Origin of the sequence: Sorangium sp. So ce693, from assembly GCF_051521375.1 — a bacterium.
GTDB lineage: Bacteria > Myxococcota_A > Polyangia > Polyangiales > Polyangiaceae > Sorangium > Sorangium atrum.
In genome coordinates, this window is the sequence record NZ_CP150347.1 from 4,250,845 (window position 1) to 4,274,529 (window position 23,685).

Below are 23,685 nucleotides of genomic sequence, written 5' to 3' on the forward strand. Positions count from 1 at the left end.
GACTGAGGGGCTGAGACCGCGGGCGCCACGCGGCGGGCGACGCATCGACGCGCGCCGCCGTGGCGCCTGCCCTCTACGCAAGCGCGAGGCTCGGAGCGCTCGCGCGTGTCGCTTCTGTGGGTGGGATACGGGGCCGCTTTCGCTGCGCTAGCGTCCGCCCGCGCCGCCTGTGCCACCCGCGCCGCCGGTACCGCCCGCACCGCCGGTGTCGCCACCCGCACCGCCGGCGCCACCCGCACCGCCGGCGCCACCCGCACCGCCGCCGCTTCCGCCCTCGCCCGCACCGCCGCCTCCGGCCGTCCCGTTGCCGCCGGTGCCACCGCCGCTGCCGCTCGTGCTGCTCGTGCTGCCCGTCGTCGGGTTCTGGTTCGGATCGCAGACCTGCGTGGTCACATCCGGTCTGCAGCAACGATGTTGTTGCTGCTGCTGACCGATGCCCATGCACTCGAGGCCATCGGCGCAGTCATCGTTGCCGTTCGCGATTTCGCAGGGCTCGCCCTCTTGCTGCCGGCTGCAGCTCGCGGCGGAGGCGACGAACGCCGCGGCGAGCGCGGCCAGGAGGAGCGCGGGGCGCAAGGCGTTGCGCGATGTCTTCGGGGCTTTCACGCGCGCTGGTCTAGCAGAACCACGCGGGCTTGCCTATTGCCCATCTACTGCGGAGGGGTAGGCCGGTTCTTGGCGTCGATGGCGTCGATGAACAGGCCCATGTACTGCGCGGCGCTCGTGATCGAGAAGACGAGCGATAGATAGATGAGCAGCCGTCCGACGTGCACCACGTCGACCTCTCCGAAGTCGACGCCGAGGTGGATGTGGTACGGGTAACCGAGGATCAGGCAGACGATCCCGATCATCTGCAGCGCTGTCTTGATCTTCCCGCCGTCGCCCGCCGCGATGACGAGCCCCTCGGTCGAGGCGATCGAGCGGAGCGCCGTGATCGTGATCTCGCGCGAGATGAGCAGCACCACCGCCCACGCCGGGATCCGGCCCATCGGCACCAGCCACACGAGCGTGGCGGCGACGATGAGCTTGTCGGCGAGCGGATCGAGGAACTTGCCGAGCACGCTCACGAGGCCCTGCCGCCGCGCCAGGTAGCCGTCGAGCATGTCCGTGATCGCCGCGAGCGAGTAGACGCCCGCGGCCCAGAAGCAGTCGCGCGGCGCGCCCCTCGAGAGCAGCAAGAGGACGGCCGGGATCATGAGGATCCGGGCGAACGTGAGCAGGTTCGGGAGGTTCCGCGCGTCTTCCCAGAGCGTGCGCCGCCGCTGCGCCTTGATGCCCCGCAGGGACGTGCCCGCGCTAGCGACCATCGACGAGGACCATCCCCTCTCCGCCGAACGTCACGAAGCCCTGCATCCCTCCGGGCGCCTCGGATGCGGGAAGCGTGCGCGGCAGGAGCCGGCCCATCCACCCGAGCACCGCGGTCGCGCGCGTCGACGTCGGCCGCGACGGGGTGATCTCCAGCGCGGCGGCGCGCTCGGGCACCGACAGGACCATGTGGCCGCGGCCGCGGAGCTGCACCATCGCGACCGCCTCGCCCTCGCCGGCCGGCAGGCGGCCGTTCTCGTAGCCGATCGGCAGATCGAAGCCGACGAGGACGTCCTCGCGCAGGTAGATCGGCTCTTCGCCGAGCGTCACCGGGTGGAGCCGCCGCCCCTCCGGCGCGCCGAGCACGAGCTCGCAGCGCCCGCCGATCTCGACGAAGGGCGTGCTCGGCCCGCCGAGCGGCTCGTCGAAGATGCGCCCGCGCGCCTGCCGCTTCAGCACGTGCGTGGCGGTCCCGGAGTGCACGCTCATCGTGCGCAGCGCGTCGAGCCGGGCGACGAAGCCCTTCGCTGCCTGCACGAGCACGACGCCGGTCGGGTGCCGCGTGACCGCGGCCTCGCGCGGGAAGACGAGCAGCCGCTCGCGCGCGAGCGCCGAGAGCGTCTCCAGCGGCTGCGCCGCCGACGGCGTCGCGGCCGGCGGCGGCGCGGCGGGCGCCGCCGTGGGAGGCGGCAGCGAGGACGACGACGGTCGCCCCGCCGCCTTCCTGCTCGCCGCCGCCGCGTCCGCCGCCCCGGGGACGGCGATCGCGAAGCGGCCCGTCGCGGAGGGCTCCTCGGGCGCCATCGTGCTGCGGCGCACGGTCGGGGCCACGCTCCCTCCGGGGGGCGCCTGCACGGCGGGCATCGACGGGACCGTCGGCGCCGCGCCGACCCTCGGACCGGGAGCTCTGCTCGCGCCGGGCGCGCTCGTCGCGCCTCCCGCGCGGTCCGCCCCGAGGCTCTTGAACGACGGCGGCGCCGGGATGGTCGGCATCATCTCGCGGCCAGGCTCGATGGCCGACCATGTCCCCGACGGGATGCGCGGCAGATCCGAGTCGTGCCGGAAGCCCGCGCCCGCGCGATCGAGCGCCTGCACCGCCTCGCCTGCAGCGCGTTGCACCTCGGCCTTGGCCTCGATCGGCGGCTGATCCTCGGTGTCGGGCGCCTCCATCGAGTACCGGCCCGTGGCGCCGCCCGTCATGTCGAGCAGGCGGCGCGCCATCGCGTCGTGGCCGCCCGCCGCGAACGCGTGGCTCGCGCGCTCGTAGTCGCCCATGCGCTGGAACGCGAGCCCCAGGTAGCCCCACGCGCGCTGGTGCTTCGGGTTCTGCTCGAGCGCCTTCTCGAGCTCGGACCGCGCCTGCGCCGGCTGCCCGGTCTTGAGGTACGAGAGCGCGAGGTTGATGCGCGGCTCGACCGCCTCCGGGTGGGCCTGGATCAGCCGCTCATAGATCGCGATCGCCCGCGGGTAGAGCCCCAGCCGGAAGTAGACGATCCCGAGCAGGTCTTGCCCCTTGGGATCGCTCGGCTGGAGCGACAGCGCGCGCTCGAGCTCCGCCTTCGCGGCGTGGACCCGGTTGTCCTGCAGGAGCTCGCTGCCCCGGTGCAGGTGGAACAGGAACTCCTCCGCCGCGACTTCGCGTGTGGAGGGCCGTGGGTCGTCGCGCTCGTGCATCGTCGGATGGATCGTACACGAAAACGCACACACGCCGTCAGGCGCTCGCCGCCTCGATCGCCTCGGCGAGCGTGAAGGCCCCCTCGTAGAGCGCGCGGCCGACGATGACGCCGCTGACGCCGGGGATCTGGGCGAGCGCGCGCAGGTGAGCGAGCGATCCGACTCCGCCGGAGGCCAGGACGGGGAAGCCGCACGAGGCGGCGAGCTCGCGGGTGGCCTCCAGGTTGGGGCCGACCTGCGTGCCGTCGCGGGACACGTCGGTGTAGAGGAGCGCCGCGACGGGGGCGCCGGCGAGCGCGCGGGCGACGTCGAGGGCGGTGACGGAGGAGACCTGCTCCCAGCCCTGCACGGCCACGCGCCCGTCCTTGGCGTCGACGGCGACCACCACGCGCCCCGGGAAGCGGCCGGCGAGGTCGCGCACGAGCGCGGGATCGTTCACAGCGGCGGTCCCGAGCACGATGCGATCGGCGCCCAGCGCGAGGTAGCTCTCGGCCGCGGCGGCGGAGCGGATGCCGCCGCCCACCTGCACGCTGCCGCCCTCCACGCCGAAGGCCGCGATGACGGCGCGGACGGCGTCGGCCTGGACGGGCAGGCCGGCGCGGGCCCCTTCCAGGTCGACCACGTGCAGCCGAGCGCAGGCACGGCGGAGGCGAGCGGCGAGCGCCGCCGGGTCCTGGTCGTAGACGGTGACCTGATCGTAGCGCCCTTGATGGAGGCGCACGGCCTGGCCTCCGAGGAGATCGATGGCGGGGATGAGCTGCACGCGGCGGGTCTAGCGCGCCTCTGCGCCGGCGGGTAGAGGCGGCGAAGGCGGCGGAGGTCCGCGGCGCCGCCGCGTCACCACGACCCGCTCGCCCCGAGCACGACCCCCTCCGGGCTTGCCGCGAGCACCCCTGCGCGGATCCGCCTTGACGTCGCGCCGGCGGTCATGTCGCTCTGCGTCGGCTCGGTCAGGTAGAGGACCGCCGCCGCCCCGAGCCCGGCCAGCCCCACGCCGAAGCCGATCGTGCTCACGAGCCCGGTGGTGCTCGCGCTCTCCGCCGCGTCCAGGCCCGTCGGGTCGCAGGCCGTCGGGTCGCTCAGGCCGATCCCGCTGCCGCAGTGCTCGCGGACGACGCTCTTCTTGCCGAGCGTGAGCGCGCCCGTCACCCCGCCGAGCACGAGCCCCGCGACGCCGACGCCGCCGGCCACGTACACGGCCGCCCGTCGGCTCGAAGGGCTGCTGTCGGCGGGCGGCGCCGCGGCGCCGCTCACCTGCAGCTCGACGCGCTTCTTCTCGCCGTGAGCGAGGTGGATCCGCGTCTCCTGGACAGGCCCTCCCGGCGCCTGCGTCGACACGACGTGCTCTCCCGGATCCACCGGCACGCTCGCGCCGAGCGCGGCGCTGTCCACCGCGCGACCGTCGCGCTTCACCACCGTCCCTGCGGGGGCTCCCGGCGGGAGGGAGAGCGCGAGCTCCGGCACGAGCGGGGCCAGCTTCTCGCGCTCCTCCCTGGCGACCTTGGGCCGCTCTCCTTGCCGGCGCTTCTGCTCCGGCGTCAGCTGCTCGTGGAGCGCAAGGTACTCCCCGAAGTGCGCGAACGCGGTCGCGACGTGGCCCCACCTCGACTCGCAGATGGCCAGCGTGAAGAGCGCCCCCGGCTTGGGCTCGATCCGGTGGCTCTCGGCGATCGCGTTGCAGCCCGCCTCGTACCGGCCTGCCTCCATCTCGGCGAGGCCCCGGTTGAAGAGGGCTTCCGCGGTGGCGCTGTCCTGCGCCGCGGCGGGCGTCGAGGCGGCGAGCGGCCAGAGGACGAGAGCGAGAGGAGCCAACCGGCGCAGGCGACGTGTCATGTTCTGGGGCATCCACGAGAGAAGGTGTCGAGCGGTGTCGGCGAGGATCGGAGCGGCAGCCTGGCGGACATCGGCCTCAATCTCGTCCGAGCAAAGGGACTTTGGGGCGAGCGGCGGAGCCTCTTCGCTCGGTCGAAGCGGGCCTCGGCGTCGCCTTCGGGGCAGCGCCCGCCGCCCCGCGCGCGGCCGGCCCTGCGCTGGCGCTCGCGCTGGGCGCGGGCTGGGCCGCGGCGGTCGCCGGCGCGGAGGCGCTGGGCGCCGGCGCCGACGGCTCTGCCGGCGTCGTCGCGCTCGGCGCAGCGGTCGCCGCGGCGCTCGCCGAGCCGGCGTCCAGCGCAGGGGCCGAAGGCGGCGCGGCCGCCGCGGGCTCGGCCTGGGATCCGGCGCGGATCAGGAGCCAGGTCCCTGCGCCAAGCACCCCGAGCCCGAGGACGACCGCGGCGGCGACGAGCGGGGCTCGGTTCGGCGCCGCCGGCGCGATGTTCCCCGAGGGGACGGACGTCACCGACGTCTCCATCGTCGCCGCGAGGGGCGCGGCCGGAGCGCGGGACGGGTGCTCGGGCCCCATCGGGCCGATGCTCGTCGCCACCGGCGGCATCATCGCGGGTGCGGTGATCGCGGGCGCGGTGATCGCGGGCGCGCTGATCGCGGGCGCCGGCGTGGCGAGCGCGTGCGCCGAGGGGTTCGCCATGGCCCAGGGCGGCGTGGTCGGGCGGGGTGAACGCCCGCTGCTGGCCGGCGCGAGGCCGAGCAGCTCCGAGAGCGCCTGCGCCGCCTCGCTCGCCAGGCGGAACCGCGCCGCCGGATCGACGGCCGTGGCCCGGGCGAACCAGCCATCGAAGCTCGGCGGCAGCACCACCCGCTGCGACATCGCCCGGTGGACCGGCGGCTCCTGCGGCCCGTGGACGACCACGAGCGCGAACGCGATCACGTCGTTCGCGCTGAGCGCCTCCGGGCTCCAGTACGGCGTCCCCACGAGCAGCGTGTACGCGATCATCCCGAGCGCGTAGATGTCCACGGCGCTGGTGAGCTTCGTGTCGGTGCGGAACTGCTCGGGCGCCATGTAGATGGGCGTCCCGAGGCTGCGCGTGATGCCGGCCGCCGTCCCGCCCTCGGCAAGCAGCTTCGCCACGCCGAAATCGAGGATCTTCATGCGGGGCGTCCCGTCGTCCCGCTGCGTGACGAACAGGTTCTCGGGCTTGAGATCCCGGTGGATGATGGACGCCGCGTGCGTCCGGTCGAGGGCCGACGCGGTCTGCTGGAGGTACGTCGCGACCTCGCCGGGAGGCAGCCTGCCGAGGCGCTTGAGGCGCTGGCCGAGCTCCTCGCCGCGGAGCAGCTCCATCACGAGGAACGGCATCCCTGTCGGCTCGTCGATGCCCGCGTCGAAGACGTCGACGATGTACTCGCTCTCGATGTCCGCCGTGATCTGCGCCTCGCGCTTGAAGCGGCTGCGCATCTCCTCGCTCTGGAAGAGGTACGCGTGCATCACCTTCAGCGCCCGGCGGCGGTTCGTCTCGATGTGCACCACCTCGTAGACGGACCCCATCGCGCCCACGGCGAGGAGGCGCGCCACGCGATAGCGGTGCGCGAAGATCGTTCCGTCCGCGAGCGTGCCCGACACGGCGGGAGGGTCGCGCGCGGCGGCTGTCGCGTCAAGGATCCCGGGACCCCGCCAAGGACGGCGCGCGCTGCGCGGAGCGGCGGCCGCGACGCGTGACCGCGCGACCGCGCGGCCGCGCGAGTCACCGCGCTCGTGCGCACCGCAGCCCCGCGCCGGCGAAGTGGCCGGTCGGCGAGCGCTCCTGGAAGGCCGAGGTGAGCAATGTAGCCTCCTCGCTGCGCCAGCCCCCGCCCCAGATCATGTGGTTCGTGTCGGGCGTGAGGACGGCGCAATCCTCGCAATCGAGCGGGAGCGCGTCGTTCGTCGCGAACGAATCCAGCACCCACTCCCACACGTTTCCCCCCAGATCCGCCTGTCCCCACCGCCCGTCTCCCCGCGGCGACCTCGACCCGCCCGGCTGGAGGTCCGCGATCTCGCACGACCCATCGAGGCCGCACCCGTACACCGCGTAGCTCTCGTCGGGCTCCGGGGCGCTCTCCGGGCCCGACCATGGATACGTGCGCTGCTCCTCCCCGCCGGCGGCCGCGTACCGCCGCTCCGCTGCCGTGGGCAGCCGACCGCCGTCCCACGCGCAGAACGCGAACGCCACGTACCAGCTCACGCAGGCCGCGGGCAGGAGCTCGTGATCGCCCACCTCGTCGGTCCATGAAAAATAGGGATCCTCGCAGTGCAGCGACGCCGACAGCGCCGCCCGATCCACGGGCAGGTCGGCGTCCCACGCAGCGCGCCACCCGCTGTCCGGAATCTTCGGGTGCGCTCCTGCGCCCACCGCCGGCCAGCTCGCCGGGTACTCCGAAAGGAACGCCCGGAACCGCCCCACCGTCACCTCGAATCGATCCAGCCGGAAGTCGCTCACCGTCGCCAGGCGCGGCTCGGCGTCGCCCCGATCGAACGTGCCTCCGGGCACCACCAGGCTCCCGCAGCAGCCCTCGTCTCCGCGCGGCCCGCAGATCGCGTCCATCTTCGCGCAGCTCCGAGGGACGGCGCAGCGCCCGTCATCACACGAGGGCGCCTCCGCCGGGCACTCGGCTTCGTCCTGCCACGCTCCGGCTTCGTCGCACGTCTGCGGCCTGTTCTGCGCGCACCGCACCTCGTCCGGCGTGCACGTCTCGACGTCCCCACCGCCGCTTCCGCCGCCCGCCAGGTGGTACGGCTTGTCCACACCCACGATCGCCGTGCAGCCCCCGATCACGAGGCATGCCCCCGTCCACATCGCCACCGCAGCCGCCGCGATCTGCATCAGCGCCGCGCTCCGAGGCGCTCGACCAGCGCGGACCGCGCCGCGCGCAGCGGCCGCCGAGCCACCGTCCCAAGAATCGCCATGCGCGGGATTCTACTGACATTTCGGCTCGCGAGAGGGCCCGCTCGACGCCGCTCTGCCGCCGTGGGGAGCGAGGTGCGACCGGCGCCCTCCTCCGCAGCGCCGGGCTCTGCCGCGTGTGTCCTGGCTCATCGCGGCTTCTGTCCTTGCGCGCCGGCCGACGTCCGCTCGGGGCGAGTCGTTCCGGCCCGGCGGGCGCTGGTTGCGCGAGGTCGGCGGGCGGATACCATCGCTCGCTGAAGATGGCTGTACTGACGCTCGAGCAAGCGGCGATCCCGCTCCGACAGGCGTACCGGGAAGGCCGCCTCATTCCCTTTCTGGGCGCCGGCTTCTCTGCCCCGCTCCAGCTCCCGATGTGGAAGGAGCTGGTGGGGTGGATGGGCGCCGCGCTCGGCTTCGAGCCAGCGCTCTTCGAGCTGCACGGCCTGCCCCCTCAGCTCGCCGGCTTCTTCGCCCGGGAGTGCGCGGGCGGCCTCGACAGCTTCATCGCCGAGATGCGCGCGCGCTTCCACGCGCGGGAGGTCGACGAGCGGCGCAGGAGCTCGTGCCAGCACAAGGCCCTGGCGCGCCGCGACTTCCCGACCATCTACACGACCAACTTCGAGCACCACATCGAGGAGGCGCTGCGGGACGCGGGCAAGGAGGCCGTGGCGCTCGCCAGGTTCGACGACTTCGCGCGGTGTCCGGCGCAGGGGGCGTGCCACGTCATCAAGTTTCATGGCGATCTCGACTGGCCCGAGACGGTGGTGCTCACCGAATCTCAGTACTTCAGCCGCCTCCGGCTCGAGGCGGCGCCCGATCAGCGCCTGCGGGCCGATCTGCTCAGCAACAGCTTCCTCTTCCTCGGCTACAGCTTCGGCGACGTCGACATCCGGTACATCTGGTACCGCATGGAGCAGATGCGCATCGAGGGCAGCCCGCAGCTCGCGAAGCGCGCGTCGAACCGCCGCGGCTACTGGGCGACCTTCGGCGCCGGGCTCGTCCAGCCCGCGTTGCTCGAGGACTGGCACATCGACGTCATCGAGCTCGACCCGAACGACAAGACGAAGAGCGTCGTGCACTTGCTCGATTCGCTGGGCGGGTGAGGGCGGTGGTCATGGTCTATTTCGTCTCCTCGAACCACCGCAAGCTCGCGGACATGACGTATATATGGAAGGACGCCCCGACGCCGCTCCGCGTCCTCCGGCTCGACGTGCCCCAGATCCTCTCGTCGGATCTCGACACCGTCGTACGCGAGGAGGCCCTCGCCGCCTACCGGCTCTCCCTCGTTCCGCTCTTCGTCGAGCACGGCGGGCTCTTCATCGAGCACCTGAACGGCTTTCCGGGCCCGCTCGTGATGCCGTTCTGGGAGCGGCTGCAGGACCGGATTTGCTCCCTCATCCCTCCTGGGCAGTCGCGCGCAGCGCACGTCGTCCAGAAGGTGTGTTATTGCGACGGCCGGACGCTCCGTGTCTACACGGGCAGCGTCCTCGGCGAGATCGCCTGCGAGCGGCGGGGAGACGAGGGCATCCACTGGGAGCCGATGTTCATCCCGGCCGGGCACACGCGCACGCTCGGGCAGATGCCTCGTGACGAGCGCCTCCGGTGCTCCGCGAGCGCGGAGGCGCTGCGGGCGTTCCGGTTCGATCTCGGGCTGTGATCGCGGAGCGCGGCGCTCGCGCTCGCCGAGACGCGCGCGGCCGTGACGCCGCCTCCCGCGGCGCCGGCTCCTCCTCACGTCGCCGGGACCTCGCGCCGGACGGGCCGTGCTGGCAGGCCGCCGCGGCGCGCCCTGCACCTCCGCGTGCTGGATACCGTGGGGCTTGACTTCCGGATCGCTTTGGAGTTCCTAACCGTCCACGACCGCGGCAAGGGGGCGAGATCCTGGTGTCCGGCGCTCCGCTCCCTGCGCTCAGAGGTTGTCCCCATTTGGCGCGGAGGCGATTCATGGAGTTCAGACAGCTCGGCGGGTCAGGGTTCAAGGTACCGGTGCTGAGTCTCGGGACGGGGACGTTCGGTGGCTCCAACGAGTTCTTCCGGGGGTGGGGCGCGAGCGACGTGGCCGAGGCGACTCGGCTGGTCGACGTCTCGCTCGAGGCCGGGATGAACATGTTCGACTCGGCCGACATCTACTCCGACGGGATGGCCGAGGAGATCCTCGGCCATGCGATCAAGGGCAGGCGCGACAAGGTCATCATCTCCACCAAGGCGACGTTCCGGAGCGGCCCGGGCCCCAACGACGTCGGCTCGTCGCGGTATCACCTGATCCGGTCGATCGAGGGGAGCCTGCGCCGGCTGCAGACGGATTATATCGATCTCTTCCAACTGCACGGCTTCGACGCTGTCACGCCGCTCGAGGAGACGCTCGGCACGCTGGACGATCTCGTGCGAGCGGGGAAGATCCGCTACCTCGGCTGTTCGAATTTCTCCGGCTGGCACCTGATGAAGTCGCTCGCGGTGTCGGAGAAGTATGGCCTCTCTCGGTACGTGGCGCACCAGGCGTATTATTCGCTGGTGGCGCGCGACTACGAGTGGGAGCTGATGCCGCTGGCGCTCGATCAGAAGGTCGGCGCGGTGGTCTGGAGCCCGCTGGGCTGGGGGCGGCTCACGGGGAAGATCCGGCGCGGGCAGCCGTTGCCGGAGGTCAGCCGGCTCCGGAACAAGCTCTCTGTCGACGGGGGGCCGCAGATCGACGACGAGTACCTCTATGGTGTCGTCGACGCGCTCGACGCGGTGGCGAAGGAGACGGGCAAGACCGTCCCGCAGATCGCGCTCAACTGGCTGCTGCAGCGGCCGAGCGTCGCGAACGTGATCATCGGCGCTCGCAACGAGGAGCAGCTCCGGCAGAACCTCGGGGCCGTCGGCTGGACCCTCGCGCCAGAGCACATCGCGAAGCTGGACGCTGCGAGCAAGACGAAGCTGCCGTATCCCTACTTCCACCAGGCCGGCTTCAACGAGCGCAATCCGTTCCCTGTCGCGCTGTGACGGCCGCGGCCCGGCCGCGACCGGCGCCTCACGGCGCCTGATCCTGCGCGGAGGCCCGGCACGGGGCGTGAGCCCTCGCCGTGGAAGGCGATCCCGTGGCGAGGGCCGGGCAGGGCAGCGCGGCGGTGGCGTCCGGCGTGGCGGCGTGCAAATCAGCGGTCGTGCTCATTCTTTGCGACTTCGACGGGACCATCACCCGCGACGACCTGACGAACCGGATCTGGGACGCCCACCTTGGCTATGACTGGCGGCAGGTGCTGCTCGCGCCTGCCGTCGGCGGCCAGCTCACGCCGTTCGAGCTCCTCCGCCGCGGCTACGCCGACGTGGATCGCCCGGCCGCCGAGCTCCTGGACGAGCTGCGCCCGCACGCCGAGCTGCGGTCGGGCTTCGAGGATCTCCTGGCCCTGTGCGCCCACCGGGCGTGGGTGTTCCACGTGATCAGCCACGGCCTGCCGTTCTACATCCGCGAGTTCCTGCCGTCGGGCACCGCGTTCTCCTGCTTCGATGCCGTCTTCGATGGGCGCTGGCGCGTGACCGTGCCGGAGGCGGTGCCGGTCGGCCCCGGCGAGGACTTCAAGATCCGCGTGCTCGATCAGCTGAAGGCGGCCACCGGCGAGACCTCCACGGTCTACATCGGCGACGGCCGGCTGGACTACCCCGCGGCGCGGTGCTGCGATCACGTGTTCGCGGTGCGGGACAGCGCCCTCGACGTGCTCTGCGCCCGCGAGGGGATACCGTATACGCCCTTCGACAGCTTTGCCGAGATCTGCGCGGCGCTCGAGGGCGGCGGCACCCCCGATGGGGAGCGCGCACGGCGCGCGGCCGGCGCCACGCCGACAGCTGGCTGATCGATCCGGGGTTCATCCAGCCCAGGGGCCACCTCGCCTCGGGTCACGCCTCCTCGATCGCCGCCGCAGGGGCGGCGCGGCTCAGATGTGCTTCGGCGGGTTCAGCTTGTCTTCCGCCGATCTCCGCTGGACGAGCGCCTTGGCCTTCTCGTAGAGGACCCGCAGCCGGCCGCCCTCGGGCTCCCAGTACTCGGCGCGCTCGACGTAGAGCTTCAGGAAGGCGGCGTGAGGGTGGGTGGGGCCGGCCGGCAGCCACGCCTTCCACGAGGGCTTCCAGAGGCTCCGGATCTTCTCCTCGTTCCTCTCGACCGTCGCGCGCGCCGAGATCGAGATGTACGCCCGATCCCGCGGCCTGTAGCAGCAGACCGCCACCTGGTGCTCGCGGGTGATCTCGCCTGTCTTCGCCGCCTCGTCCTCCGTCACGAACCAGAGATCGCAATCCATCAGCTCGGCCGGCTCCTGGATCTCCATGGGCCGCCCTCGCATCAGCCCCTCCGGGGTCATCGTGACGAGCATGGCAGTGTCGAACTCCCTGAGGAGCGCGTGCAGCTCGCTCATCGATCCACGGACCTGAGCCTTGGCACCCGGCTCCACACTCCGGTGTTGCTCTTCACTCTGGTGTTGCATGCGGACAAAGCTGCTCCGCGGACCCTGGCCCGCAAGCAGGGGCGCGCCCTTACCCGTGTACCGCTGCAGCCTGGCGGCGCTCCGGCGTGACCCGAGGCGCTGCCCCTGGCTCGCGGTCCAGGCGGCTCGGCTCGCCTCGCGGGGTTTTGCGCAGTGGACGGCGCAATGCGACGCCTTGACGCGCGTCCGCTCGGCAGATGTGGCGTTCTCCTGCCGCCAGAAGTGCCAATCCGCGAGCCCTGCGGGGGTGGCACACTCCATGCGTTCGCCGGCGCGGGGGCACACCACAACTCCGCCCAGCAGGCTCTGCCATGACCGCGTTTTTTGACGACGTCGACCCTCGTATCCCCGCCGTCCCCATCCGGGACGACACCGCCCGGATCCGGGAGGACTTCCTCGTGCTCGCCGCGCACGAGATCAGGACGCCCGTGACCTCGCTCCTCCTGCAGCTCCAGCTGACGAAGCGGATGAGCGAGCAGGAGCCCGAGAAGACCCCGGCGTGGGCGGCGGCGATGCTGGCCGTCTTCGACCGTCAGCTCGGCCGCCTCGCCCGGCTCTGCGACGACATGTTCCAGGCGAGGCACGGCGGCCTGGCCCACGGCGCACCGGCCCGCCAGCCGCTCGATCTCGTCGGGCTCATCCGCGAGGTGGTCGCGACGGCGGTCGCGCATCGGCCGGCCGCGTGCGGCGCCATCTCGGTCGCGGCCGAGGGCTCGGTGATCGGCTGGTGGGACCGGTCCCAGCTCGAGCGCATGACGTTCCACCTGATCAAGAACGCGATCACCTTCGGCGAGGGCAAGCCGATCGCGATCGAGGTGCGCGCCACGCGCGCGCGGGCGCGGCTCATCGTGCGCGACCACGGCATGGGGATCGCCCGGGAGGACCATGAGCGGATCTTCGCGCGCTTCGAGCGGGCCGTCCCGGTGGAGCGCTTCGGCGGCCTGGGGCTCGGCCTGTACATCGCGCACGTCGCGGCGCGCGCGCACGGCGGCGCGATCCGCGTCGAGAGCGAGCTCGGCTGCGGCGCGGCGTTCATCGTCGATCTCCCGCTCGCCCCGCGGCGGCCGCAGCGCGTGAGGGCGGCGCGGCGCTCCTCGTCGATCTCCTCGCCGATTCCCCCCTCGCGCCCGGCGCGGGCGCGGCGCGGCGCGGGCGCGGCGCGCGCGCCCGAGCTCCCCCGGGGGGCGCGCCTCAAGCTCGCGCAGGTCAAGCAGGTGCACCAGCGCCTGCTGCGCCCGCACTGACGCGCGGGTCAGCCGTCGAGGAAGCGGGCGAGCAGGCGCAGTCCGGCGGCCTGGCTCTTCTCGGGGTGGAACTGCGTCGCGGTGACGTTGTCCCGCTCGATCGCGGCGGTGATGCGGTGCGGGCCGTGCTCCGTCGTCGCCGCGACCAGCGCGGGGTCGAGCGGGACGGCGTGGTAGCTGTGGACGAAGTAGACGAAGGGCCGCTCGCCCGCGAACACGCCGAGCGGGCCCGCCACCTCGCGCGCGAACGCGATGCGGTTCCAGCCCATGTGGGGGATCTTGATCCCGACCCACGGCTGGCCGGCGACCGCGTCCGCCTCGGCCGCGCTCGGCTGAGGCGTGAGGCGCTTGACGGTGCCGGGGAACACGCCGAGCCCGCGCGCGCCCTCCGCCTCCTCGCTCCCGTCGAAGAGCGCCTGCATGCCGAGGCAGATGCCGAGGTAGGGCGTCCCCTTCCGGATCTGGGCGCGCAGCGCGTCGCCGATGCCGCTCTGCAGCGCCGCGGCGCAGTCGCGGAAGGCGCCCTGGCCGGGCACCACCACCTTGTCGGCCCGGCCGATGATCTCCGGGTCGCCCGTGCGCGTCACCGCGCACGGCGCGCCGGAGTCCTCGGCGGCCTGGAGGAGCGCCCGCTCCACGGAGCGCAGGTTGCCCATCCCGAGATCGACGAGCGCGATGGCTTGCATGGCTCAGAGGCTCCCCTTGGTGGACGGGATGCCGGCGACGCGCGGCTCGATCCGGGTCGCCTTCATCAGCGCCTTGGCGAACGACTTGAAGCAGATCTCGACGATGTGGTGCAGGTTGTCCCCCTCGATGAGGCGGACGTGGAGGTTCGCGCCGACGCCGCGCGCGAAGCCCTCGAAGAACACAGGGGCCAGCTCGACGTCCCAGGTGCCGAGCTTCGCCTTGGGCAGCGGCACGCGCCAGACGAAGTACGGCCTGCCGGAGAGGTCCAGCGCGCACTGCGCGAGCGCCTCATCCATGGGGAGCGTCGCCTCGCCGTAGCGGGCGATGCCCGCCTTGTCGCCGAGCGCCTTCTGCACGGCCGTGCCCAGGGTGATGCCGCAGTCCTCGGTCGTGTGGTGGCCGTCGATCTCGACGTCGCCCTCGGCGTGGAGGGTGAGGTCGAACAGGCCGTGGCGGGCGATCTGATCGAGCATGTGCGTGAGGAAGGGGAGCGGCGTCTTGATCTCCGAGCGGCCCTGGCCGTCGAGATCGATCTCGATGCGGATGTCGGTCTCGCGCGTCTTGCGCTGGACGTTGGCGATGCGGGGCATGGCGCGTAGGGTAGTCGCGCTTGGCGGCAAGGGAAGCGGCGTGATCCCGATGACTCCCGATGACGCGGCAGGTAACGCGGCAATGGCCTTGGATGCGAGCGTCGGATCGCATAAGGTGGCCCCCTGAATAACGTGGCGGTGGTGGCGCCCTGGAGGCAGCCCCAGCGCAGGAGCGTCCGTGAGCTCACCGGTCACCGAAGGTCAAATTCTATCGGGGAAATACCGGGTCGAGCGCATCCTCGGGCAAGGGGGCATGGGCGTCGTCGTCGCCGCGCTGCACGAGCAGCTCCACCAGCGGGTCGCCATCAAGCTGCTCCACCCCGGCGCCAACGACGAGATGGTGGAGCGCTTCGTGCGCGAGGCGCGCGCGGCGGTGCGCCTGAAGAGCGAGCACGTCGCGCGCGTGCTCGACGTCGGGACGCTCGAGACGGGCGCGCCGTTCATGGTGATGGAGTACCTGGAGGGGAGCGACCTCCAGGAGACGCTGCGGCGGAGCGGCCCGCTCGAGCTGGAGGAGGCCGTGGGCTACGTGCTCGAGGCCTGCGAGGCCATCGCCGAGGCGCACGCGGCCGGCATCATCCACCGCGATCTCAAGCCGGCGAACCTCTTCCTCACGCGCGCGGCGGACGGCAGCGGCATGGTGAAGGTGCTCGATTTCGGCATCTCGAAGGCGCTGGCGGACCCGTCGACGGCCGGGGCCGAGCCGGAGCTCGGGCTGACGAAGACGGCGATGGTGCTCGGCTCGCCGCTCTACATGGCGCCCGAGCAGATGCGCTCGGCGCGCTCGGTCGACGCGCGCGCGGACATCTGGTCGCTCGGCGCCATCCTCTACCAGCTGCTCACCGCGCGTGTCCCCTTCGACGCGAGCTCGCTGTCCGAGCTCATCCTGATGATCAACACCGAGCCGCCGCCGCCCCCGACGACGTTCCGGCGCGATCTGCCGCCGGGCCTCGAGGCGGCGATCCTGCGCTGCCTCGAGAGGGACGTCACGAAGCGCTTCAAGTCGGTCGCCGAGCTCGCGGGCGCCATCGTCGATTTCGGGCCTCCGCTCGCGCTGGCCTCGCTGGAGCGGATCGAGCGGACGCTGGGGCTCGTCCCCGCGGTCTCGTTCCGGGACCGGGCGAGCTCCGTGCGCGAGCGCATGAGCACGCCGCCCGCCTGGCAGACGTCGCAGGACCGCGCGAGCGGCGTCCCCGCGGCGACAGCGCGGCACAGCGCGGCGCCGCCTGCCGGCGCGACGGCGGGCGGCGCGGTCGGCGCGGTTGGCCACACCGCAGGCCCGGCGGGCACCGCGCCCGGCTGGGCGGCCGGGGGCGCCGCGCCCGGGGCGCGCTCGCGGAGCGGCGTCGTGCTCGCGCTGGCCGTGGTGGGCGTCGCCGTGGTGATCGGCGGGGTCCTGCGCTTCGTCACGTTCCATGGCAGCGCGGACGCTCCTCCCGCCGACCCGTCGGCCGTGGCGGCGACCGCCTCCGCCGAGCCCTCGGCGCCCGCGACGCCGGCTCGCCCTCCGGTCGCACCTCCGGAGGTGACCGCGGAGCCGCAGCCGCCGGCGACCGCGGCGCCGTCGGCGACCGTGTCCCCGGTGGCGACCGCCGCGCCGGTGGCCACCGCGGCGCCGCTGTCGACCGCCGGGCCGAAGGCGCCGGCGAGCGCGACGCCGGTCGCCACGGGGCCTCGGCCGAAGCCCACCGCCGCGCCCTCGGCCGCGCCGGCCGCGACCGCCGCGCCGGCCGCGACCGCGACCGCGACCGCCGCGCAGCCGGGGAGCATCTTCGATGTGCTGAACGACAAAGGTAAGCCCAGATGAGTTGGCCAGGAAGCGAACGGCTCCCGCTGTGGAGCAGCAGGAGCCTGCGCATCGGCGCCGCGGTCGCGCTCGGCGGCGCCGTGCTGACGGCCCTCGCGCCCGCGGGAGCGCAGCCTGCGGCGGCGAAGCCTGCGCCGGCGGGAGCGCAGCCGGCGCCTGCGGCGGCGAAGCCTGCGCCGGCGGGAGCGCAGCCGGCGCCGGTGGCGGCGCAGCCCGCTCCTGCCGCTGGCGCGCCGGCCGCGGGCGCTCCTGCTGCCCAGGGGCCGCTGTCCGCGACGCTCACCGGCGAGGCGAAGGCCGAGTACGAGGCCGCGCGGATCCTCTTCAACGACGGCGACTACCGCAACGCCATCATCAAGTTCGAGCGTTCCTTCGAGCTCTCCGGCGATCCGCGGCTGCTCTGGAACATCGCCCTCTGCCAGAAGAACCTGAAGCGCTACGCGCGCCTCCTCGGGACGGTCGAGAAGCTCCTCAGGGACGCCGGCCCCCAGCTCGGGGAGCAGGATCGCAAGGACGCCGCCGCGCTCATCGAGGCGACGAAGGCTTACGTGAGCCGGCTCGATCTGAAGGCCAGCGAGGCGGGGGCCACGGTCTTCGTCGACGGCGAGGAGGTCGGCCAGACGCCGCTGAGCGAGCCCGTGCTGCTCGACGTCGGCACCCGGAAGATCCGGGTGACCAAGAAGGGCTTCAAGGACGTCGAGGTCTCCCAGCAGGTGACGGGCGGCGGTGACGTCACGGTCACGGCCACGCTGGAGAAGGAGGTCCACCAGGGGCGCCTCATCGTCACGGCGGCGCCGGACGCTGTCATCTCCATCGACGGCCGCGTGGTCGGCCGCGGCGGCTACGACGGGCCCGTGCCGAGCGGCGGTCACGCGCTCCGCGTCACGGCGTCCGGGATGGTGTCGCACCAGTCCGAGGTGATGATCCAGGACGACCAGACGCGCCGCGTGCAGGTCACGCTGGCGCCGCAGCCCAAGCAAGGGAACGTCGAGACCTGGCTCTGGATCGGCGGCGGTGTGCTGGTGGCCGCGGGCGCGGTCCTCGTCGCCACGGGGGTCTTCGGGCCGGAGCCGCCGGTCGAGGGCCGCACGTCGCCCGGCTCGGTCGCCCTGTCCCGGAAGGGCGTCGCCACGTTCACGATCCCCTTCGGGGGTGGCCGATGAGCGCCGTCGCCCGGGCGGCGCTCGCCGCGCTCGTCGCTGTCGCGGTCTGCGGGTGCTCTCCGCCGGACGAGATCATGCTCGCCGTCTCGACGGATCTCGCCATGCCCGACGACTTCAGCGCCCTCCAGGTGCAGGTGTTCGAGGGCGGCACGCCCAAGTTCTCGGCGTCCTACGAGCGGCTCGGCGAGTCCGACGCCGCCGCGCGCCTGCCGGCGACGATCGGCTTCTTCTCCGCGAGCGGCGGCGGCGACTCGATCCGGATCAAGGTCAGCGCCCGCATCGGGGACGAGCTCGGCGCGGTGCGCGTCCTGCGCGAGGCGGTCACGAGGATCCCGAAGAACCGCGTCGCGCTGCTGACGCTGCCGCTCAACTTCCTCTGCGACGATTCGGGCGAGATCGACGAGAGCGGCGACGTGGTGAACAAGCACTGCTCGGAAGGGCAGACCTGCGTCGCCGGGGCGTGTGTGTCGAGCGAGGTCGATGCGGGCGCGCTCCCCGACTACGCGCCCGGGGACGTCTATGGCGGCGGAGACGGGGACGGCGACGGCGATTGCTTCGACGTGACGGCCTGCTTCCAGGGCACGGCGCCTGCGGAGGTCGACGCGGCGTGCTCGATCGCTGGCGAGACCGGGGTCCCGCTCAACGTGGCGCTGGAGACCGCCGCGGGCGACGGGATCTGCGATGACGCCGACCGTTGCCTTGTGGCGCTCGACGCCGGCAGCGCCGACGGCTTCCGGGTGGAGGACGACGGGCGGATCCAGCTGCCGACCGCCGTGTGTGAGCACGTGGCCGCGGGGAAGATCGCGGCCGTCGTGACGTCGCCGGTGACGGCCGCGTGCGTCCAGAAGACCGCGGGCCTGCCGACGTGCGGGCCGTGGTCGGCGTCGGGCTCCGCGAAGCCGTGATGATGGAACCGCCAAGACGCCAAAAGACGCCAAAAGACGCCAAAAGACGCCAAGAAAAACACAAAAATCTTGGCGTCTTTTGGCGTCTTGGCGGTTCAAAAGACCCTGCCTTTGGCCGAAGTACCCCTCCACCCATCCGAGCGCTCGCCGTCCGGCGTTTCGGCAGGTCGCGATCTGGAAAAGCGGTCGATATCGACGTGCCGTCGAGAGCGCGACCTGACCTGACGCTCGTCGTCGAGCGTTCCGGCAGGGCGCGATCTGGGAAAGCGGTCGATATCGACGTGCCGTCGAGAGCGTGACCTGACTCGACGCTCGTCGTCGAGCGTTCCGGCAGGTCGCGATCTGGGAGGACGCTTGAACCCGGATGTCCCGTCGAGAACGTGACCTGAGCCGACGCATGTCATCAGGCGCTCGCCCAGGTCGCGATCAGCCCGAGCGCCGGAGCTCGACGTGCCGGCAAGATCGCGATCTTCCCGGGACATTGCCGCGAACGCTGTGCCCAGGTCCACACCTGGGCTTCCCTTCAAAATTACGCTGACCGCCAGATCGGGGCCGCCTTCCTCACGGCTCTCGTGAGCCTCGGCCCATGACGAGCGCCTGTGAGGGCCGTCACCTCACGTCGGTCGCCCCGAAGCGCGACTCGGGGCCGCGCTGCGCGCTCCGCGGTTGCTCCTGTAATCGGGTGTCATCGACAGGACATGAGACCGGCGCTTCCCTGGCACGACGCGCTGTCCCCCACGTGGAGGTCTGTCCCATGTTGAAACACCTGATGATTGAAGAGATGGTCGCCCTCGTCGCTCCGTGGATCGAGGATGCCCAGCGGAAGCGGCTGTTCCTGTCGATCCCGGAGATCGCGGGGCTGCACGACAAGGTGGCCGAGGTCCACGGCGCCGTGCTGGCGGTTCGCCCGAGCAAGACGGGCGTGTCGGCCGGGATGACGGCCCTGAACGACGAGCTCGCGAAGGTCGACGAGCGCCACGATCACCTGGCCAAGGCGGTCTCGTACGGCATCGACGCGCACCGCGAGCACTGTCTGGCGGAGGAGCCGCCGGACGTCGGGGGGGCGGAGGCGTGTGATCAGGCCCAGGGCCGGCTGTTCCCGACCGGGCTCGCCATCATCAAGGCGTCGCCCACCGCGGAGTCGGGCAACACGGCGCGGATCGCCCGGCTCCTCGACGAGGAGCCCTCGACCGCCGCGCTCCTCAAGGCGATCCCGGCGCCGGGCAAGACGACGCTGCTCCACACCGTGCAGCGGTGGATCGCGTCGGGCAAGGAGCTCGCGACGATCGAGCACCGGCGGGACGCGCTCGCCGCCAAGGAGAAGACCGCGCCGGTCGTGAACGCGACGATCCTGGCGGCGCGCAATCAATGGCTCCGCGTCGTCGCCGCGGTGCTCTCCAACCTGGAGATCTCCAGCGCTCCGGCGGAGGCCATCGAGACGATCCGCGGCCCCGTCCTGAAGGCGTCCGAGCGAGCCGGCAGGCGCTACGCCAGCGGCAAGGCCGGGGGCGCCGGCGCCGAAGGGCCTCGCCAGCCCGCGGCAGCGGGGGAGGGGGGCGCGGCCGCGGGCGGCGGGCCCGGGATCAGCCCGCCCGTGGAGTGACGCGCGCCGCCGGCCGCGTCACCCGCGCCGCCGCCGCCACCGCGCGAGGAGCGCCGCGGCGGCGAGCCACGCCGCTGCCGAGCCCGTCGCCCCGTCGGTGCCCACCGCGAGCCCGCAGCCGTTGCCGTGCGCTCGCGGGGTGCCGCGCAGGGGCCTGGGGGCGGCGCCCTCGCCGCCCGAGCCGTCTTCGCCGCCGTGGCCTCCGCCGCCGCCCGCACCGGCGTCGCCGCCGCCCGGGCCCGCGTCGCCGCCGCCCGCGCCGGCGTCGCCGCCGCCCGAACCGTCTTCGCCGCCCGCGCCGCCGCCTCCGCTGCCGGCGTCATCGGGCACGCAGCCGCCGGCCACGCAGGTGCCGCCGGGGCAGCGGGCGCCCTCCTTGGGGAGGAGCGCGCACTCGCCGTGCCTCGGGTGGCACTGCGCGGAGGTGCAGACGTTCCCGGAGGGCGCGCACACGACCGGATCGCCGCCCTTGCAGACGCCGCCGTCGCAGGCGTCGTTCCGGGTGCAGGGGTTGCCGTCGTCGCAGGGCGTGCCGTCGGGCTTCGCCGGCGCGCTGCAGTCGCACGCGTCGCCCACGTGGTCGCCGTTCGCGTCCTCCTGCCCCTCGTTCGAGAGGAAAGGGCAGTTGTCGTCGGCGTCGGGCGCGCCGTCGCCGTCGTCGTCGTCGTCGCACCGGTCCCCGTAGCCGTCGCCGTCGCCGTCGCTCTGGCTCGGGTTGGCCACGAGCGGGCAGTTGTCGCCGTCGTCGGGCGCGCCGTCGCCGTCGTCGTCGATGTCGCACGCGTCGCCCTCGCCGTCGCGGTCGAGATCGGACTGGTCGGGGTTCGGGACGGAGAGGCAGTTGTCCACGCCGTCCTCCACGCCGTCGTCGTCCCTGTCCAGCGCGTTCAGGTCGCACGCGTCGCCCCGGCCGTCCGTGTCGGCGTCGGCCTGATCGGGGTTGGGGACGAGCGGGCAGTTGTCGACCTCGTCGCCAAGGCGGTCGTTGTCGTCGTCGTCGTCGCACGCGTCGCCGCTGTCGTCCGGCGGCGACTCGTCCTTGTTGTTCTCTTGCCCCGCGTTGGGCGTCGACGGGCAGTTGTCGCCCTCGTCGGGCACGCCGTCGCCGTCGTCGTCGGGATCGCAGGGGTCGCCCGCGCCGTCGCCCTCGAGGTCCGACTGATCGGGGTTCGCCGTGAGCGGGCAGTTGTCGTCGCCGTCGGGCACGCCGTCGCCGTCGTCGTCGGGATCGCAGGGGTCGCCCGCGCCGTCGCCGTCGGCGTCGGCCTGATCCGGGTTCGGCGCCGACGGGCAGTTGTCGTCGAGGTCCTTCACGCCGTCGTCGTCGTCATCGCCGTCGCCGTCCGCGTCCCAGTTGACGACGTAGGCCCGCTCGCGCACCGACATCCCGGCGAGCGCCGGCGCCGGGAGCGCGTCGAGGTGGGCCGCGCCCGCGTGGGAATCGGCCCGGCTCGCGCGCTGGCCGCCGAAGTGCATGACGATCCGCGTCGCCCCAGGCGGCAGCTTCAGGGTGAACTCGACGGCGGGCCCCTGCGTCGCCGCGCAGTCGAAGGTGGTCATCCCGACACTCCCCGGCACGATCGCCGCGGAGGGCCCGAAGAAATTGAAATGGAGGCTCGGATCTCCCCCCATGTCGATGGCGTCGTCCGTGGCGAGCCATCGATCCGCCGGCGTGAACTCCAGATCGCCCGTGTACGACTGCGTGATGGTGGTGCCGTTGTCGGACCCGACGTTCGTCTCGATCCGCACGACCGTCACCCGCTCGCTGGCGGTGGGGTTGTGGAGGATCTCCAGGAAGCGCGCCCAGCCCTCGTCGGTCGGCACGTAGATCTTCCGGGTGACCTCGAGCTCGCCCATCAGCGCCGGCCCGTGGACGAGCTGCCGCCCGTCCATCTCCTCGGCCCGGGTCGACGAGGGGAAGGTGCTCCCGTCCACCCGCAGCATCATGCCGGTGTCGAAGGCGTCGTTCGTCCCGTCGCCGATCACCCCGTCCGTCCCGACGTCCCACCGGAAGGAGAGACCATCGATGAGGTCCTGCAAGGGGCCCGCGGCGGAGCACTGCGCGGCCGCGCTACGCGGCGCCGCAGCGAGCGCCAGCGTGACGCCGAGCGCGGTGGCCATCACGGTTCGCTTCATCCTCTTCACCCTCTCTCGCCACGCAGGGCCGCGTCGCATGGCCCGATCACGCTCGTCCTCGTCACCGCGCCGCGCCGCCCGCGGCCGGCTTCTGCTCGCCTTGCGCCTGCTCCGGGCAGCCGCGCCGCGACGGGTCGCCGCCCGCGGAGCCCGCGGCCGCCCGGGGGCAGAGGTCGTCCTGATCGGCGACGCCGTCCTCGTCCTCGTCCTCGACGGGACAGCCGTTCCGCTTCGCGTCGGCGCTGGCCGGGCCGTGCGCGTACGGGCACGCGTCCCGCGCGCCGGGGATGCCGTCCATGTCCGGATCCGCGTTCGCTTCGGCGTCCGGCGCCGCGCCGGCGGGCGGCCGCGCCGGGGGAGCCCACGCCACCGTGCCCATCGCGCGGAACGACGGCGTGCCGATCGCGTCGCCGATCCCCGGCCCGGCGGCCGCTCCGACGACGAGGCCGGCGAGGGGGCGGAGCCGGGCCCCGATCAGGAGCTCGGCGCTCGTCGTCCTCTCCACCTCGACCCGCTCGCGCGCGGTGAGCGACAGGGAGCCGCCCTGGAGCATCGTCTCGGCGTACACCTCCGGGCCGACCTGCAGCCGCTCGTCCCAGAGGAGCACGCCCGCGCCGCCGCCGTAAGCGAGCGTCGAGGGGCTCTCGGAGCTCCGCATCACCGCGCCGGCCGCGACGCTCCACACGACGCGCGCGACCCGCCCGCCGAGCAGGAGCTGCGGCGTGACGCGGACCGCGCCCTCGCCCATGTACGCGTCCGAGCTGCCCGTGGGCAGGTGCAGGGACGCGCTCGTGCCGATCTGGAAGGGGTCGCCGTCGTCGCCGAGCAGCCGGACCCGCACGCCGAGGCGCAGATCGCCGAGCGCAGGCGACGACGGAGCCTCGGGCGCGCCCGCGCCGGCCGCCGCCGCGGCGCCGTCGCCGCTCTGGGCGAGCGCGAGCGGCAGCGAGGCCGAGACGAGCAGCCGATCCCACAGCGAGAGGGAGCCGCCGACGTGGAGGAGCGACTGGCTGCCGACGATCACCCGCTCGGGCGAGGCGCCATCGGAGAGCGTGAGCGGATCCTCTGCGTGGTCGAACAGGGCGAGCCCGCGCGGGACCAGGTGCCCTCCGATGAACGGCGACGGCACACCGAAGAGCGGATCGCCCGCCGGTGTCGGCTCGAACCGGCTGAGCGCGACGGCGCCAGGCCCCTCCGCGCGCGCGGAGGACGGGCCGAGGGCGATGCCGAGGAGCGCGCCCGCAAGCGCCGCGCCCACCGTGATGAGGCCTCTCATGGGCGCCGGATGGTATCCCCGCCACCGCAAGCGGAGCAAAGGCGATTTGTCCGAGACGTTTCCAACAGTTGCTTGCGC

Annotated in this window: 21 protein-coding genes; 9 read left to right on the forward strand and 12 right to left on the reverse strand. The window is 73.1% G+C overall.

The window, feature by feature from the left end; all coding sequences use genetic code 11:
- Positions 1-147: 147 nt before the first annotated feature.
- From WMF14_RS16145 to WMF14_RS16175, 7 genes are all read right to left on the reverse strand, one after another.
- Complete coding sequence (locus WMF14_RS16145) at positions 148-606, reverse strand: hypothetical protein (protein WP_437801947.1); 459 nt, start codon at positions 604-606, stop codon at positions 148-150.
- A gap of 44 nt (positions 607-650) precedes the next feature.
- Entirely contained in the window at positions 651-1,307 is a 657-nt protein-coding gene (gene pgsA / locus WMF14_RS16150; protein WP_437299845.1) for a CDP-diacylglycerol--glycerol-3-phosphate 3-phosphatidyltransferase, read from the reverse strand.
- Entirely contained in the window at positions 1,297-2,979 is a 1,683-nt protein-coding gene (locus WMF14_RS16155; RefSeq protein WP_437801950.1) for a tetratricopeptide repeat protein, read from the reverse strand. The genes pgsA and WMF14_RS16155 overlap by 11 nt, the downstream gene beginning before the upstream one ends.
- A 37-nt stretch (positions 2,980-3,016) precedes the next feature.
- The gene (gene hisA / locus WMF14_RS16160) at positions 3,017-3,742 is read right to left on the reverse strand and encodes a 1-(5-phosphoribosyl)-5-[(5-phosphoribosylamino)methylideneamino]imidazole-4-carboxamide isomerase (protein ID WP_272098023.1); all 726 of its coding nucleotides are present in this window, start codon (positions 3,740-3,742) and stop codon (positions 3,017-3,019) included.
- Positions 3,743-3,816: 74 nt separating this feature from the next.
- Positions 3,817-4,812, reverse strand: coding sequence for a hypothetical protein (locus tag WMF14_RS16165; protein WP_272098024.1), 996 nt, complete (start codon positions 4,810-4,812; stop codon positions 3,817-3,819).
- A gap of 76 nt (positions 4,813-4,888) precedes the next feature.
- On the reverse strand, positions 4,889-6,436 hold the full coding sequence (locus WMF14_RS16170) for a protein kinase domain-containing protein (protein ID WP_437801952.1): 1,548 nt from the start codon (positions 6,434-6,436) through the stop codon (positions 4,889-4,891).
- Between the two features lie 121 nt (positions 6,437-6,557).
- Positions 6,558-7,676 (reverse strand): formylglycine-generating enzyme family protein, encoded by a 1,119-nt coding sequence (locus WMF14_RS16175; protein ID WP_437801954.1) that lies wholly within the window; start codon positions 7,674-7,676, stop codon positions 6,558-6,560.
- 323 nt (positions 7,677-7,999) lie between these two features.
- Here WMF14_RS16175 and WMF14_RS16180 point away from each other — a divergent pair, with 323 nt between their 5' ends.
- From WMF14_RS16180 to WMF14_RS16195, 4 genes are all read left to right on the forward strand, one after another.
- Positions 8,000-8,842 (forward strand): SIR2 family NAD-dependent protein deacylase, encoded by an 843-nt coding sequence (locus WMF14_RS16180; RefSeq protein ID WP_437801955.1) that lies wholly within the window; start codon positions 8,000-8,002, stop codon positions 8,840-8,842.
- 11 nt (positions 8,843-8,853) lie between these two features.
- Positions 8,854-9,396, forward strand: coding sequence for a non-canonical purine NTP pyrophosphatase (locus tag WMF14_RS16185; protein ID WP_272098028.1), 543 nt, complete (start codon positions 8,854-8,856; stop codon positions 9,394-9,396).
- A 287-nt stretch (positions 9,397-9,683) separates the two neighbouring features.
- Positions 9,684-10,721, forward strand: coding sequence for an aldo/keto reductase (locus WMF14_RS16190; RefSeq protein ID WP_437801957.1), 1,038 nt, complete (start codon positions 9,684-9,686; stop codon positions 10,719-10,721).
- 95 nt (positions 10,722-10,816) lie between these two features.
- Complete coding sequence (locus WMF14_RS16195; RefSeq protein ID WP_437801959.1) at positions 10,817-11,569, forward strand: HAD-IB family phosphatase; 753 nt, start codon at positions 10,817-10,819, stop codon at positions 11,567-11,569.
- A gap of 81 nt (positions 11,570-11,650) precedes the next feature.
- Here WMF14_RS16195 and WMF14_RS16200 read toward each other — a convergent pair whose 3' ends face one another.
- Positions 11,651-12,127 (reverse strand): pyridoxamine 5'-phosphate oxidase family protein, encoded by a 477-nt coding sequence (locus WMF14_RS16200; protein WP_272098031.1) that lies wholly within the window; start codon positions 12,125-12,127, stop codon positions 11,651-11,653.
- 380 nt (positions 12,128-12,507) lie between these two features.
- Here WMF14_RS16200 and WMF14_RS16205 point away from each other — a divergent pair, with 380 nt between their 5' ends.
- Entirely contained in the window at positions 12,508-13,440 is a 933-nt protein-coding gene (locus tag WMF14_RS16205; RefSeq protein WP_437801961.1) for a sensor histidine kinase, read from the forward strand.
- Positions 13,441-13,448: 8 nt separating this feature from the next.
- On the opposite strand, the gene hisH is transcribed toward WMF14_RS16205, so the two are convergent.
- Positions 13,449-14,126 (reverse strand): imidazole glycerol phosphate synthase subunit HisH, encoded by a 678-nt coding sequence (hisH, locus tag WMF14_RS16210; RefSeq protein ID WP_437801963.1) that lies wholly within the window; start codon positions 14,124-14,126, stop codon positions 13,449-13,451.
- Positions 14,127-14,129: 3 nt separating this feature from the next.
- Complete coding sequence (hisB, locus tag WMF14_RS16215; RefSeq protein WP_437801965.1) at positions 14,130-14,717, reverse strand: imidazoleglycerol-phosphate dehydratase HisB; 588 nt, start codon at positions 14,715-14,717, stop codon at positions 14,130-14,132.
- Positions 14,718-14,895: 178 nt separating this feature from the next.
- On the opposite strand from hisB, the gene WMF14_RS16220 reads away from it, so the two are divergent.
- From WMF14_RS16220 to WMF14_RS16235, 4 genes are all read left to right on the forward strand, one after another.
- Entirely contained in the window at positions 14,896-16,524 is a 1,629-nt protein-coding gene (locus WMF14_RS16220; RefSeq protein ID WP_437801967.1) for a protein kinase domain-containing protein, read from the forward strand.
- The gene (locus WMF14_RS16225; protein ID WP_437801969.1) at positions 16,521-17,687 is read left to right on the forward strand and encodes a PEGA domain-containing protein; all 1,167 of its coding nucleotides are present in this window, start codon (positions 16,521-16,523) and stop codon (positions 17,685-17,687) included. Before WMF14_RS16220 ends, WMF14_RS16225 begins: the two co-directional genes overlap by 4 nt.
- On the forward strand, positions 17,684-18,592 hold the full coding sequence (locus WMF14_RS16230) for a hypothetical protein (RefSeq protein WP_437801971.1): 909 nt from the start codon (positions 17,684-17,686) through the stop codon (positions 18,590-18,592). The genes WMF14_RS16225 and WMF14_RS16230 overlap by 4 nt, the downstream gene beginning before the upstream one ends.
- 754 nt (positions 18,593-19,346) lie before the next feature.
- Positions 19,347-20,195, forward strand: coding sequence for a hypothetical protein (locus WMF14_RS16235; RefSeq protein ID WP_437801973.1), 849 nt, complete (start codon positions 19,347-19,349; stop codon positions 20,193-20,195).
- Between the two features lie 18 nt (positions 20,196-20,213).
- On the opposite strand, the gene WMF14_RS16240 is transcribed toward WMF14_RS16235, so the two are convergent.
- Together WMF14_RS16240 and WMF14_RS16245 are read right to left on the reverse strand one after the other, a co-directional pair.
- A complete protein-coding gene (locus WMF14_RS16240; protein WP_437801975.1) occupies positions 20,214-22,331 on the reverse strand; it encodes a thrombospondin type 3 repeat-containing protein in 2,118 nt (705 codons plus the stop codon).
- Between the two features lie 61 nt (positions 22,332-22,392).
- Positions 22,393-23,607, reverse strand: a complete 1,215-nt coding sequence (locus tag WMF14_RS16245; RefSeq protein WP_437801977.1) for a hypothetical protein — start codon at positions 23,605-23,607, stop codon at positions 22,393-22,395.
- Positions 23,608-23,685: the final 78 nt, after the last annotated feature.

Coding starts and splice junctions, on each gene's coding strand:
- WMF14_RS16240 (WP_437801975.1), bottom strand. CDS start 22,331: ATGAAGCGAACCGTGATGGCCACCGCGCTCGGCGTCACGCTGGCGCTC.
- WMF14_RS16225 (WP_437801969.1), top strand. CDS start 16,521: ATGAGTTGGCCAGGAAGCGAACGGCTCCCGCTGTGGAGCAGCAGGAGC.
- WMF14_RS16155 (WP_437801950.1), bottom strand. CDS start 2,979: ATGCACGAGCGCGACGACCCACGGCCCTCCACACGCGAAGTCGCGGCG.
- WMF14_RS16165 (WP_272098024.1), bottom strand. CDS start 4,812: ATGACACGTCGCCTGCGCCGGTTGGCTCCTCTCGCTCTCGTCCTCTGG.
- WMF14_RS16190 (WP_437801957.1), top strand. CDS start 9,684: ATGGAGTTCAGACAGCTCGGCGGGTCAGGGTTCAAGGTACCGGTGCTG.
- WMF14_RS16185 (WP_272098028.1), top strand. CDS start 8,854: ATGGTCTATTTCGTCTCCTCGAACCACCGCAAGCTCGCGGACATGACG.
- WMF14_RS16245 (WP_437801977.1), bottom strand. CDS start 23,607: ATGAGAGGCCTCATCACGGTGGGCGCGGCGCTTGCGGGCGCGCTCCTC.
- pgsA (WP_437299845.1), bottom strand. CDS start 1,307: ATGGTCGCTAGCGCGGGCACGTCCCTGCGGGGCATCAAGGCGCAGCGG.
- WMF14_RS16235 (WP_437801973.1), top strand. CDS start 19,347: ATGTTGAAACACCTGATGATTGAAGAGATGGTCGCCCTCGTCGCTCCG.
- WMF14_RS16175 (WP_437801954.1), bottom strand. CDS start 7,676: ATGCAGATCGCGGCGGCTGCGGTGGCGATGTGGACGGGGGCATGCCTC.
- WMF14_RS16230 (WP_437801971.1), top strand. CDS start 17,684: ATGAGCGCCGTCGCCCGGGCGGCGCTCGCCGCGCTCGTCGCTGTCGCG.
- hisH (WP_437801963.1), bottom strand. CDS start 14,126: ATGCAAGCCATCGCGCTCGTCGATCTCGGGATGGGCAACCTGCGCTCC.
- WMF14_RS16200 (WP_272098031.1), bottom strand. CDS start 12,127: ATGAGCGAGCTGCACGCGCTCCTCAGGGAGTTCGACACTGCCATGCTC.
- WMF14_RS16180 (WP_437801955.1), top strand. CDS start 8,000: ATGGCTGTACTGACGCTCGAGCAAGCGGCGATCCCGCTCCGACAGGCG.
- hisB (WP_437801965.1), bottom strand. CDS start 14,717: ATGCCCCGCATCGCCAACGTCCAGCGCAAGACGCGCGAGACCGACATC.
- WMF14_RS16205 (WP_437801961.1), top strand. CDS start 12,508: ATGACCGCGTTTTTTGACGACGTCGACCCTCGTATCCCCGCCGTCCCC.